Below are 12,474 nucleotides of genomic sequence, written 5' to 3' on the forward strand. Positions count from 1 at the left end.
AGAGATAACGATCTGATTTTTACTTTATATTTATGGTATTATTATGAATACCTAAAAAACTATCTATGAAAATTAATGATCACATTGATTTTGCGACAGCAAGTTTCAAAGAATTTGAGAATATTGCTGGCCTTGATATGGTGGATACTGCAAAGTATTTCAGTTCCTATATCAATTATATGAAAGAAAATCAACATCTTAACTTTAGGTTTGTAACACAGGGCTGCGGTCCGACTGCTATAGTTAGCTCAGCATTTTTAGAGAAACCAACGGAATGCATTAGTCTTGTGTCAAACGATTATCTTAATTTTTCCCAACATCCCAAAGTAAAAGCCGCAGCCATAGCTGGAATAGAGAAATATGGTACTGGAGCCGGTGCATCACCGTTGATAGGAGGACACCATGAATATCATGTCGCACTGGAAGATAAGATTTGTAAATTTTTCAATCGTCCGGAAGGATCGAGTATCGTTTTTACAACTGGATATACTGCAAATAGCGCTACGTTACTGAGCTTATTGAAACAGGAAGACTGTGCTATTGTTGATATGGAAGTACATGCTAGCGTCTATGAGGGTTTATTGAATACAAATGTCAAACGCTTTCCCCATAATAGTATGATTCATCTTGAACGTGCATTGGCTGACGCGGAGAATAAGTTCAGAACCAAACTGGTGATCATTGATGGTGTCTATTCCCAAAATGGTGATTTAGCGACAATGGATGAAATTTATGCGTTAACAAGGAAGTATGGTGCCTATTTAATGGTGGATGATGCGCATGGCATAGGGGTGATGGGCGATACCGGTAGAGGGGTCATGGAAGTCTATAATCTTCTGGACAAAGTCGATATCATTGCCGGTACCTTGAGTAAGGCATTCGGTCATATCGGCGGTTTTATAGTTTCCACGCCAGAAATCATCAATTACCTTCGGTATCAGTCCAGGCAACAAGTATTTTCTTCTACGTCAACACCGGCAAGTTTTGGTCTATTGAAGGCCATTGATTTAATTGATGAAGAACCTTACTGGCGGACAAGGCTTAGGGATAATGTAAACTATTTTAAGAATGGATTGCTTGCTTTGGGTGTCGATATCGGTGCATCATCTTCGCCAATTATTCCAATCAAGATTGGTGATCCAATCCGTACCGCACAGATATCGCGTATGTTATTACAACGTGGTGTTTATGCCAATTGCATTGTCTATCCCGGTGTGGCAAAAAAGGATGCCCGTATCCGTACAAGCCTGATGGCCACTCATACCAAAGAACATTTGGATAAAGTATTAAATACATTGGCGGATATCAGTAAGCTCGTAAGTTTAAAAAAGTCAAGATAAATAAATCTTATACTATTTAAATATTTATTATATTGATCTGAATACTTAATTTTAGGGTTCAGATCAATACCATATCAATAACGCATGCGTAAAACTTATAAAGGAGAAAAGAATGATAAAGAACGTACCATGAACAAACTTATTTTGTCTGTTGGTAAGGTTCTTCGGGATAAGGGATATACCGGATTAACAATTGCTAATATTTCTAAAACAGCAGGTGTTGATAGGAAGCTCATTTCGCTTTATTTCGGTTCCGTTGAAAATTTAGTGGAAACGTACATCAGGAGTAAAGACTACTGGGTAGCTGCTACGCTAGGTGCCGTTGAATATTTTGGTACTGCCCCAACCGAGGGGTCAAAAGGTTTTCTCGAATCATTGCTGCTCAATCAGATGGATAGCTTTCTGGAGAACACTGAAATGCAGAAAGCCGTTCTTTGGCAGATCAGTGAAAAGTCTGAAATTATGTCGCAGATCACAAGGGAACGAGAAAAGATGAGCGCTTTGTTTTTCGCCTTCGCCGATCGGGAAATGGAGGGTAAAAATGTCGATTTGCGGGCTATCAGTAGTATTCTTACCGCAGGGATCTATTATTTGGTACTTCATTCCATCAATACAGACAGCACCTTCTGTGAGATTGAACTGAACGCTGATGGTTTGGACAGAATTCGCAATGCGGTTAAAACAATTCTCTCTTGGGCCTATGGAGAAAATGAAAAAGATCGGATTGAAAGTGGAGACAAAGTATAGCACTGCCAATCTGTCCCTAATAGAAAAGGGACTCGATTGATAAGCACTTCTATTGTCACGGTGTTATCACTATTCTCTTTAGGAAGCGCTCTTGTTGTCATGTCCTTTTTTTTGGCATATCATTCGCCGGTTTAGATTTAAATAATTTAAAACATGGCAAAGAGGTTATTGCTTATATTCATGCTGTTTGTAGTTGCTGATGTTTATTTCTTTCAGGCATTTACAACTGTTATTCATACCGCATTTTTACATAAGGTTTATTGGTATTTGGATTTATTGTTGCTTATCGGGGTATTTGCCCTTATTGTTCTTCGGCAACAAGGGAAAGATATTCAACAATTGGCTGGAAATCTGGTTACATCTTTTTTAATTGTATTTATTCCCAAATTACCGGCGTTTCCAATCTTATTGACTGAAGATTTGTTCCGGGTATTGCAGAATTTTCCACCACGAAATACGTATTTGAGCGAATTTGTACTCGCATTGGCGCTAGTAATGGTTTTAATTATTGCTTTTGGCCTTACCAGAGGGCGGTATTTATATCGGGTAAGAGAGGAAGTTTTGAGTTTTTCGGACCTGCCCGATGCGTTTGATGGATTTAAGATCACACAGATCTCGGATATACATTCCGGGAGTTTATCCAACATAAAGGCTGTCCGAAAAGGGATTGCATTGGCGAATGCGCAACAGAGTGATCTGCTTCTGTTTACGGGAGATCTTGTGAATAACAAAGCGGCTGAGATGGAATCCTGGATCTCGGATTTTACTTCATTAAAAGCTCCTTTTGGCAAATTTTCTGTACTCGGAAATCATGATTACGGAGATTATACCGCCTGGGATAGTGCTGCGTCAAAGGCGTCTAATCTTGTCAGGTTGAAACAAATTCATCAGGAGATGGGATTTAAGCTATTATTGAACGAATCTATTACTATTCAGAAAAAGGGTTCAAGCATTGCATTGATCGGTGTGGAAAATTGGGGAAAGGGTGGTTTCCATCAATATGGGGATTTGAACAAAGCGACATCTGGGCTGTCGACGGACTCCTTTAATATATTGATGTCACATGATCCGTCACATTGGGATCATGTGACCTTAGATCACGACAAACACGTGCACCTGACATTGGCGGGGCATACCCATGGGATGCAATTTGGGATAGAGTTATTTGGATTTAAATGGAGCCCGATACAATATTTCTACGAACAGTGGGCGGGCTTATATCAAAAACAAGGTAAATATTTGTATGTTAACCGGGGTTTTGGTTATCATGGATTCAAAGGTAGGATCGGTGTATGGCCAGAAATTACTGTTATCACGCTGAAAAAATCGGGTTTATAGTTTTCGGGTACTGCGGTGACGATGTTGTCCGAGGGTTAGGTTGGCCAATATTTTTTTGTTTCGGAGATTTATTTTATTATATTTAGGTAGCCTAGCGTGGTCCAAAAGGGGCGGTAAGCTAAGGCTAATAATAACCAATTGCGTCAAATTAAACAAAAGACAAGAGAAGAATATCCTGTGCCGGGCATAAAATAGCTAAATATGATCAGGCGGATTGTCATATAGATCCTTTGGGGGATGCGTTCGATAGTTAATTAGATTTATAAACCAATTATTTAATTTGAGGTATGGCACACAAAGTAGTTTCCCTTATTTTGGGAGGGGGTAGAGGGTCTCGACTTTATCCATTGACACAACAGCGTTCGAAGCCGGCTGTTCCTATTGCTGGAAAATATCGACTGGTCGATATTCCTATTTCGAATTGTCTAAATTCCGGATATAATAAGATATTCGTTTTAACGCAGTTCAATTCCGCGTCATTGAACACACATATCAAAAACGCTTACAATTTCAGTATTTTCAGTAAGGGTTTTGTGGATATTCTGGCTGCGGAACAAACAAATGAGGGGGACCGTTGGTTTCAGGGGACAGCTGACGCTGTGCGACGTACACATAAGCACCTCTTGAATGTTGACTACGATTATGTACTGGTCTTATCGGGTGATCAGCTCTATCAAATGGATTATTCGGCTTTGGTGGACTTCCATGTGCAGAATGGTGGGCACATCACCGTTGCAACCATTCCTGTTAATGTCCATGATGCAACGGGCTTTGGTATCCTTAAAGCGAACGAAGCAAATGTAATTACAGCCTTTACCGAAAAACCCAATAAAGAGGAGCTGTTAAATTGGTCTTCAGAGGTCTCGGGTGAGATGGCGAAATGTGGTCGGAATTATCTGGCGTCAATGGGTATTTATGTTTTTTCGAAAGGTGTCCTGCTCAATTTATTGCTTGCCAATCCGGGTATGGATTTTGGCAAGGAAATACTGCCAGATGCGATTAACAAGTATAAAGTACTCAGCTACCAATTCGATGGCTATTGGACGGATATCGGAACGATTAGATCATTTTTTGATGCCAATATTGGCCTGACTGCAGATGTTCCTGATTTCAATTTATTTGATGAGACCGTATTTACACGCGCGCGTATGTTACCACCCTCTAAGGTTTCGGGAACAACACTGAATAATACGGTCATCGCAGATGGCTGCATTCTTAATGCAGATAAACTCGAACGTTCTGTGATCGGTATACGTTCGCGTATCGGTGAAGGTACAGTCATGAAGTCTACTTATATGATGGGCTCGGACTATTACGAGCAACTTGAAGAGGTCATTGAATTAGGGAATACACAAAAACCGCCACCGGTCGGTGTGGGAGAACGCTGTTATATCGAAAATGCTATTTTGGATAAAAATTGCAGGATCGGCAATGATGTCAGAATAAAAGGAGGCTCACATCTGAAAGACGGCGATTTTCAGACGCATACCATCTGCGATGGTATTGTTGTTATCAAAAAAAATGCTATTATTTCAAATAGTGTAAGCATAGGCTGTTAGTGATGTTGCGGCATCAATAGTAGAGGACTAGGTGCAGTAAGCACCTGGTCTTTTATCGGTCTATTGTATTGGGCCGGAATTCGCAGGGGCAATTAAACGAGGCTAGTACAGGTTGTCATCAATACGACAACACATATGACCAATAAAACGATGACAGTTGTTGTATAGGGTGTTCTTCTCAAGATCTTTTTTATTTATTACTTATTAATTTAATTTGCAAAAGTCATGCCCATTGTAAATTGCCCTCCTAGTGATTATTGAAACTGTAGTTTGATATCTACAACTTATTGGTTTAATTGATTTTGTAAAAAAAACTTAAAAGCGACTTGATTTAGTTTAAATGCTAAAGAAGGGCTATTTTACATACTTTTTATTTCCTAATAATCAATGTTTGTCAAATTTCTGCTGCAAAACCGTCGAATGTGCTTATCGAAATGGTCTCTGCCAAGAGTTACTGAAGTTCGACCATCCGATGGCGTGATGAAAAAAAAGTATTTTCCTAGGCCATATTTTAATATTTATAAGTTGTTTATTTTAATTGGATTGTAATAATGTGGAGCAAATAATTACCAAAGATGCTGTTCAAGGTGGGAATTGGTGCGTTTTTTGTGTAGCCTGACATTTAAAATATTTATATCAATATGAAATCTTTTTATTTAGGGATGGCAACGTTAGGTGTCGGATTAGCGCTAATGATGCGTTATAATACTGTTTCTGGCCATCAACAAAGTGTTCATTCTTTTGAAAACGTGCAGATTAATTCGGATTCCACAAAAGTGGAGAATCTGGTGAAAGAATTAAAGAAACTTAAACCTATCCGTACCACTGATTTTGAAGCAAAGTTTAAAAAAGAGATCAATGGATTTAAACTGACGGAAGTTAAGGCATTTGAAGACCCGGAAACTGGCTCCTTTGCCTCGGCCAACTATGCAAAGGATGGAGGGAATATTTATCTCATGATAACGGATGGTGCGGGACCCGGATCTGAGCAGGTGAAAGCTAATTTATTGAATTATTTAGAACTGAAAGAAATTTATACACCGGAAGACAAGTCTGCAGTGAAAAATTATAAGGGCTGGCTCGTCTCATTTGACTGGAGTATGTTCGAAAGCGATGGCATGACAAGTATACAATACTTAGAGGGCAATCGCTATGCTGTTGTTGCTTCGGCAAACCAGGTTCCGATAGAAGAATTGGAAAACTTTTTGAACAGTTTTGGTTTATAAACTTAAAATAAGCCACACTTTAGCTTATTCTGTGTTCTAAAGACTAGGCTAAAGCTTTTAAGACGCATTGTCGGGAATCAGTCATAGGCGGGGGGGCGGCGCTTTTTTGTGAAATCTGAAAGTGTCTGATTTCTATTGAACAGAAAGAACCTTCAGTTGATTTTCATGGCTGTTGGTGCTTATAAGAACAGGAGTGTCTTATTGACGTATTGGCTCATAATATAGAATTGTAGCACCACCACCAAAGTTTTTTGTTTTTAGATATTTCAGCAGTATTTTTTTACTTAAGTTGTTAAATAAGGGCAGTCCACTTCCGGCTATAATAGGATGGATACAAATTTGATATTCATCTATTAGGCCACTTTTTGTTAAAGCAACAATTAGACTCGGGCTTCCTACCAAGATATCTCCGCCCGGTAGTTCTTTAAGGACTGTAAGTTCTTCGACGATATTTCGGCTGGCCAATCTGGCACTATCCCAATCCAGATTTTTTAGGGTTCTGGAAAAAACGATTTTGGGAATGCTGTTCATGACCTGCGCAAATTCATCTGAGGACTTATTGCCACTCGAGGTCGACAGGAAGGCCCGCCAATATTCCATGAGTTGATAGGTTATTCTACCATATAATATGGTATCAGATTCACGTAATAAGTCCGTATAATGTTGATGAATTTCATCATCAGGAAGCATTAGCGTATGATCGCAAAAACCGTCCAGACTCATATTTATTGCCGCGATTACTTTTCTCATATCCCATGGTTGTATTGTGTGAATTAAATTTAAAAAAAACCGGGGAATATTGACTGATGGAAAATAAGCTGTGCAACTTGCTCAATTACAGATGTTGGAATGGATCGGCTTTGTTTGGGGGAGAATGGAAAGCCTACTCGTCTATGATCGTTAAATCAGTGACTACATCGAAAGTTGATATGTGGTAATCATCTCCGAAAAATAGGCCATTGATATAATGCTGAATGGGGTAAAAAAGGTCGATTGGGATACCCTGATAGAAGGTTTTGAAATCGTTTGGAATAGAATAAGCATGACTGTATTTTCCCTTGCCGAGACTGATTCCGCCTATTTTTTTTAGGTATCCGGTTATTTTGTGCTTAGCTGAATTTGAAAACTTTTCACTTGTCTCTAGGAAATAGTCCTGAATATAAAAGTTTCTGATATTTTTTAATTTGATCGGGACGGTTCTATCCAGTTTTATCCTGCGAGAATAGGAGATGTCGGTTAAAACGCAAGTAGCCTTCTGAACAGTCGAAACATCGATAAAATAACCTCCATCAACCATTAAATGCTTACTATCTTTATAGATGCCTAGGATCATCTCGTTGATTTCTCTATCAGAATAATCCATTATATTTGAAGATCTTCCAAACTTTTCGAATTGCAGCCCGCTCTCTTTACCGGTTTTCCTGATTTTGTTTAATTCATATTGCTGAAAAGTTCTGATTTTTTCCATATCCGTTGCTCATTATATTTAGCAGGTTAAAGATAATTTTAAAACTTAGCTTTCTGCCTCTTTATAGGCATCTAATTGTAATTTGAATCGAATCTAATTTAACAGTAAGCTAACACTTTGGCAATGAGTTATCCAACATATCAATCCATGAATGCGTTATCAAAGGAAAAAAGGCTTGCTTAAGGGAATGCGAAATCTGAGATTGAATAGCATCAAGGTTGAAGTCATCGTATTAAAATTTAAATTTTCTGGAGGTCATGCGACCTTGACCTTTCAGTTCTATTTGACCTGGGGATAGTTCCAAAACCCCGAAAGCATTTTCATTGTTGGTTTCAATCATTCCTTCAAGGGTAATCATAGGAATCCCTTTATAGTAATCGAAGTTGCCGGGGTGATGATGTCCCGAGATAACTGCCTTCACAGCAGGATATTTTTCGATAAGCGCTAATATATCTCTGTTGTTTAGTGCTTCAAGTCCATTCTCTGGAAATAAAGGATGATGGGTGAAAATGATAACGTTTTTGGATTCCTTTTCTGCTTTTTCTAGCTGCTTTTCCAACCATTTAAGCTGTTGTATGCTGATCCCGCCATTCCATGGCTGAGTATTTTTCCGTTGCTCAAGTTTTAGCCGATTATTTAAAGATTGCCATGCCGTGCGTTCTGCTGAGGTCGCTGTAGTTGCATATTCGCTGAGTTCATTGGTGTTGAGGAGAACAAATAACCAATGTTCTTTCTCTACAGTATAATAGGGAGCTGGCATGCAATAGGCCTTGTAGAGTGTGGCTCCCTTTTCTACATTGACGTAATCATGGTTGCCCAGCAAATTGTAGACTGGCGCATTGAGTTTGTTCAGGCGCTGTAAGGCTGGAGCCAGATCTTTTGTTCCCATATCGACTAAATCTCCCACCATAACCGTAAAATCCACTCCGGCTGTATTGATAGCTTTTGTTGCTGAATCTAATTTCGAAAGTGAATTACGGTAGAATCGACTCCCTTTTGTGTCCTGATCCGCATATTGAGGGTCTGCTATTAAGCCAACTTTCAAGGGGCTGTTCTTTTGTTGGCCAATACCTTTATTATAGAAAAGAACAGATAAGAGTGATAAAAATATGATTTTAATTTTCATTCTGAGTTTTTTAAGATTTGTGATACCATCAGGCATCCAATTGGTTATATTTCTCTACTTATATCTTAGCGACATGCTATTGGGCCTCTGAATCAAAAATAACAGCAGACACATGACTGTGCTATTAATTTCTGATTTTTTTGTTTAATCAGTGGTTATTACAAACATACGTTTTTTTTGACTTTTAAAAGTGGAAACTGATCGCACACGATTGCTTGAAATTCAGAAAACCATAGGATGGGACTGATCGGTCTTATTTAGATAAAGGCGTTGGCTCATCATAATTACGCATAATATAATAGAAATACGAAATCATTTTCATATAGTTTTCGACACTGATATATTCATTGGTACTGTGTATGCTCTGTTGTTCGGAATGATTGATTTTGATGGGCATAAATCGGTAAATATTTTTGCTGAGTTCCTGGTATTTGACGGCATCTGTGCCACCGACGGTAAGGTATGGCGTGACAATCAGATCTGGGTATAACCTTCGGATCGAAGATTCCATCATCTGGTAAGCTTTAGTATCACTAGGAGATACATTGGATGCCTCTCGGGCATTATCCACTTGTTCTACCTCGACATCAAAACCCCTGGTCGCTTTCTTAACATGAGCTAGCACCTGCTGAATTGTATTTTCAGGCAATAACCTAAAATTGACAACAAATTCGACTTCTGGTGAGAGTACATTGGGCGCATCACTACCTTTCATCATGGTAAGAGCCGTTGTGGTGCGGACCAAAGCATTTGTAGCGTGATTTTTAGTCAACTGGGCAAGTAGCAGCGGTTCCATCAACCATTTATTTGCGATGGCAAAACGGGAAACAAATGGCATTGAACCGCCAATCTGCTGAAAAAAACGCTGAATAAGGGGGCTGATCATTGGTTTCATCTGTTGTTCTTCAAGCCGCTGCATGATCACCGCTGCTTTGCCAATAGCCGTTTCCGAAGGTGGCATTGAAGAATGCCCACCTAAGCCTTTAACCTTAATTTTTAAAGACAGGAATCCCTTTTCGGCACAGCCAATTAATGCTACATCAGAATTTATTCCATTAACAGATCCCTGTTCCAAAATGAGTCCACCTTCATCGTAGACAGCCTCAAACCGAAGTCCCTTACCCTTAAAATCGGCGGCTATTTCGCTTGCGCCGAGTTTGCCACCTACTTCCTCATCAAAACCAAAAGCGAGATAGATATCACGTTGTGGTCTTTGCTCATCCAGCACTATTTTTTGCATAGCTTCAAGCAACGCAAAGAGCATCCCTTTCATGTCTAAGGTCCCTCGCCCATAAATCCGACCATCCGCTACAACGCCTGAAAAAGGAGCATAATCCCAATCTTCAGCTATTGCGGTGACTGGAGGGCTAGGGGGATCTGATGGACGGAAGATCTGTTCGGACTTGTTTTTAATTTCAGCTGAGCCGGGGGGAACAACATCGTAATGGGATAAAAATAGGAGGGGTAATAAGTTGTTATTGCTGCCTTTAAGTCTGAAAACTAAACCATAAGAATGAACCGTATAGACCTCCAATTGCTGATGAAGAAGGGGATAAGTCGCTGCGATATACTGCTTAAAAGTATCAAATGGGGCATATAAAAATAGATTAGGGTCACTATTGGAAACCGATGGTATTTTAATTCCCCCAGCTAATCTGGATAAGGTACTATCGTCGGAAGAGGGCTTAAATGCTGGTGTATCGGATTTTTTTGTTTTGGCGAAAGGGAAGACTAATGTGTTGATCAATAGACCAATAAAAATCACAATCAGTAATAGCAATAGCACCAAAAGTAGCTTCTTCATAACCATGTTGTTTGTGGTGAAACCTTTAAATCAATGTCATCTTAGACAGGAACCTATGGATAAAAACATCCTACCCACCACTTTGTTTTAGCTGGAAGCTCTAACCCTAATCAATCAGCACATCTATTCACTGAAAATTATTCAACCAATTCAAATTCCTTCTCCAATGTTTCCCTGCCATTGACAATAATTGAAATCTTATGTTTGCCAATATAGAATTTTCTGGTTGTAATTATTTTAAATGATTGTCTGCGTTCAATCCTATTTTTTTCAGCCGATAGATAGGTCTTTTCGCTAATTTTAAAAACTTTGCGGGACATTAGGCCATTTGATTTTTGATAATACAATCCATACTCCAGCCGAAGTGGTTTTGAGTGTACATGGGTATTTTCGATCTGAAATGAAAAAGTAAGGTATTCTCCAATTTTCACATAAGGTGTCCCGATTTGAAGATCAGAAACCTCGAAATCTTTACCGTCCAAGCCATAGTAATACAAAATCTCCGGGTGTCCTTGTTTTAGCAAGGTACGGCAGCCATGTTTAATAATTCCGTCAGTATTTCTACCGATCCCTTTCCAGTTCTTTGCAATGGTCAACAAAATATCCGGGTGATCCTTAGAGATATCGTTTAAATTATTGGCGACACTTCTTCTAACCATTTCTGATAGGTCATTTTTCAGTAAATCCAAAATGGGTAAGATGGGAGCCGGGTCTTTCTTCAAAAAGGGTATCGCCATAGCCCATGGAAGTCGTGGGCGAATACCTTCACTTGCCAGGCGACGTACCTGTGCATGCGGGCTGCAAGCCCATTGTTCCATTATGGTAATCATCTGTTGTTTATACTTGATAATAAAGGGGCGGACAGCAAATTCACAGGATATGAACTGTGTGATTATTTCAAGCGATCTAACGGAGGTTTCGAAATGATCAATGCCATAAGTTTCGATGTAATCGGGGAATATCATAAATTCAAGCCCACCGGAATATCCAGCCGCAATCAAATTCTCGACAACCTGAGTGATTAACGCTATTGCTTCCGGAAAATGGGACGGCATAAATTCATGCAAAGTTTGTGTCGTATGTTTGGTCCTTTGCTTCCATTCCATATGGTCGAAATTACTGCTGAAGATTCTTGTGATAAATTGCTCTCCATCGAAATCGGACTTTACACGACCAAATTGATCAGCAAGTAGTTGATAAAAACTCCTGGAATAAATATCCTTTATAAGACTCATAAATAGTATATATAGTTCAGCATATATTTAATTTACATACCGACATGCAGTATGGCATCGTATAACAACATTTACTTGAATAAAGTATCATTTTGATAAGTTGTAAACGATAGGCAAAATTAGCAGCCGTAGATGACAACAGATTGTCAATAGCAATACGAAACAATGGCATCCCTATTTTACTTGTTGCATGAGCTTATAAAGAAGTGAAGTAAGTGTTTTCAACTCCTCCTTTGTGAGTGTCCGCGAGGCTTTTTTTGCCATACCTTCCCGGAAGTTTTCTGAATTATCTATGATATACCGACCTGCATCGGTCACGGTCAGCTCAAAAAATCTACGATCGGCCGCGGATTGCTGTTGCTCAATCAATTTATTTTCCGTCAAAAATTTAAGCTGCTTGGAAACGGCGGCCTGACTAATTTGAAAGGCTTCAGCAATCTGCTTCGCTGTAACCCCGCGATGCCTATAAACATATTCAATTAAATTGTAATGTGTAGCCGTCACCCCATGGATATTTCCTCGATTCATATTGGCCAATATAAAACACTGTAGGTCTGTAAAGACTTGATAGAAACTGGTTTCACTCTTATTCATAAAACAATACTTTAGTTAACTTTGTTAAGTATTATAT

11 protein-coding genes are annotated in these 12,474 nt (G+C 39.2%); 5 read left to right on the forward strand and 6 right to left on the reverse strand.

What is annotated here, in order from left to right; genetic code table 11:
* Positions 1-65: 65 nt before the first annotated feature.
* From BWD42_RS03595 to BWD42_RS03615, 5 genes are all read left to right on the forward strand, one after another.
* Positions 66-1,340, forward strand: a complete 1,275-nt coding sequence (locus tag BWD42_RS03595) for an aminotransferase class I/II-fold pyridoxal phosphate-dependent enzyme (RefSeq protein ID WP_077433205.1) — start codon at positions 66-68, stop codon at positions 1,338-1,340.
* A gap of 84 nt (positions 1,341-1,424) precedes the next feature.
* The gene (locus BWD42_RS03600) at positions 1,425-2,087 is read left to right on the forward strand and encodes a TetR/AcrR family transcriptional regulator (RefSeq protein ID WP_077433207.1); all 663 of its coding nucleotides are present in this window, start codon (positions 1,425-1,427) and stop codon (positions 2,085-2,087) included.
* Between the two features lie 153 nt (positions 2,088-2,240).
* The gene (locus tag BWD42_RS03605; protein WP_077433209.1) at positions 2,241-3,425 is read left to right on the forward strand and encodes a metallophosphoesterase; all 1,185 of its coding nucleotides are present in this window, start codon (positions 2,241-2,243) and stop codon (positions 3,423-3,425) included.
* Positions 3,426-3,712: 287 nt separating this feature from the next.
* Positions 3,713-4,984, forward strand: a complete 1,272-nt coding sequence (locus tag BWD42_RS03610; protein ID WP_077433211.1) for a glucose-1-phosphate adenylyltransferase — start codon at positions 3,713-3,715, stop codon at positions 4,982-4,984.
* A 641-nt stretch (positions 4,985-5,625) separates the two neighbouring features.
* Complete coding sequence (locus BWD42_RS03615; protein WP_077433213.1) at positions 5,626-6,210, forward strand: hypothetical protein; 585 nt, start codon at positions 5,626-5,628, stop codon at positions 6,208-6,210.
* A 198-nt stretch (positions 6,211-6,408) separates the two neighbouring features.
* Here the strand turns inward: BWD42_RS03615 and BWD42_RS03620 are convergent, their stop codons facing one another.
* The 6 genes from BWD42_RS03620 to BWD42_RS03645 form a co-directional block, all read right to left on the reverse strand.
* On the reverse strand, positions 6,409-6,960 hold the full coding sequence (locus BWD42_RS03620; RefSeq protein ID WP_077433215.1) for a dihydrofolate reductase family protein: 552 nt from the start codon (positions 6,958-6,960) through the stop codon (positions 6,409-6,411).
* A gap of 133 nt (positions 6,961-7,093) precedes the next feature.
* Positions 7,094-7,678 (reverse strand): hypothetical protein, encoded by a 585-nt coding sequence (locus BWD42_RS03625; RefSeq protein WP_077433217.1) that lies wholly within the window; start codon positions 7,676-7,678, stop codon positions 7,094-7,096.
* 232 nt (positions 7,679-7,910) lie between these two features.
* Positions 7,911-8,804 (reverse strand): metallophosphoesterase, encoded by an 894-nt coding sequence (locus BWD42_RS03630; protein ID WP_254846168.1) that lies wholly within the window; start codon positions 8,802-8,804, stop codon positions 7,911-7,913.
* 253 nt (positions 8,805-9,057) lie between these two features.
* A complete protein-coding gene (locus tag BWD42_RS03635) occupies positions 9,058-10,608 on the reverse strand; it encodes a M20/M25/M40 family metallo-hydrolase (RefSeq protein ID WP_077435739.1) in 1,551 nt (516 codons plus the stop codon).
* A 137-nt stretch (positions 10,609-10,745) separates the two neighbouring features.
* On the reverse strand, positions 10,746-11,843 hold the full coding sequence (locus tag BWD42_RS03640) for a DNA alkylation repair protein (protein ID WP_077433221.1): 1,098 nt from the start codon (positions 11,841-11,843) through the stop codon (positions 10,746-10,748).
* Between the two features lie 174 nt (positions 11,844-12,017).
* The gene (locus BWD42_RS03645) at positions 12,018-12,437 is read right to left on the reverse strand and encodes a MarR family winged helix-turn-helix transcriptional regulator (protein ID WP_077433223.1); all 420 of its coding nucleotides are present in this window, start codon (positions 12,435-12,437) and stop codon (positions 12,018-12,020) included.
* Positions 12,438-12,474: the final 37 nt, after the last annotated feature.

The organism is Sphingobacterium sp. CZ-UAM, from assembly GCF_002000245.1.
Taxonomy (GTDB): domain Bacteria; phylum Bacteroidota; class Bacteroidia; order Sphingobacteriales; family Sphingobacteriaceae; genus Sphingobacterium.

Excerpts from the sequence above, each read along its gene's own strand:
- BWD42_RS03645 (WP_077433223.1), bottom strand. The coding sequence starts at position 12,437 with ATGAATAAGAGTGAAACCAGTTTCTATCAAGTCTTTACAGACCTACAG.
- BWD42_RS03610 (WP_077433211.1), top strand. The coding sequence starts at position 3,713 with ATGGCACACAAAGTAGTTTCCCTTATTTTGGGAGGGGGTAGAGGGTCT.
- BWD42_RS03625 (WP_077433217.1), bottom strand. The coding sequence starts at position 7,678 with ATGGAAAAAATCAGAACTTTTCAGCAATATGAATTAAACAAAATCAGG.
- BWD42_RS03620 (WP_077433215.1), bottom strand. The coding sequence starts at position 6,960 with ATGAGAAAAGTAATCGCGGCAATAAATATGAGTCTGGACGGTTTTTGC.
- BWD42_RS03615 (WP_077433213.1), top strand. The coding sequence starts at position 5,626 with ATGAAATCTTTTTATTTAGGGATGGCAACGTTAGGTGTCGGATTAGCG.
- BWD42_RS03595 (WP_077433205.1), top strand. The coding sequence starts at position 66 with ATGAAAATTAATGATCACATTGATTTTGCGACAGCAAGTTTCAAAGAA.
- BWD42_RS03600 (WP_077433207.1), top strand. The coding sequence starts at position 1,425 with ATGCGTAAAACTTATAAAGGAGAAAAGAATGATAAAGAACGTACCATG.
- BWD42_RS03640 (WP_077433221.1), bottom strand. The coding sequence starts at position 11,843 with ATGAGTCTTATAAAGGATATTTATTCCAGGAGTTTTTATCAACTACTT.
- BWD42_RS03635 (WP_077435739.1), bottom strand. The coding sequence starts at position 10,608 with ATGAAGAAGCTACTTTTGGTGCTATTGCTATTACTGATTGTGATTTTT.
- BWD42_RS03605 (WP_077433209.1), top strand. The coding sequence starts at position 2,241 with ATGGCAAAGAGGTTATTGCTTATATTCATGCTGTTTGTAGTTGCTGAT.
- BWD42_RS03630 (WP_254846168.1), bottom strand. The coding sequence starts at position 8,804 with ATGAAAATTAAAATCATATTTTTATCACTCTTATCTGTTCTTTTCTAT.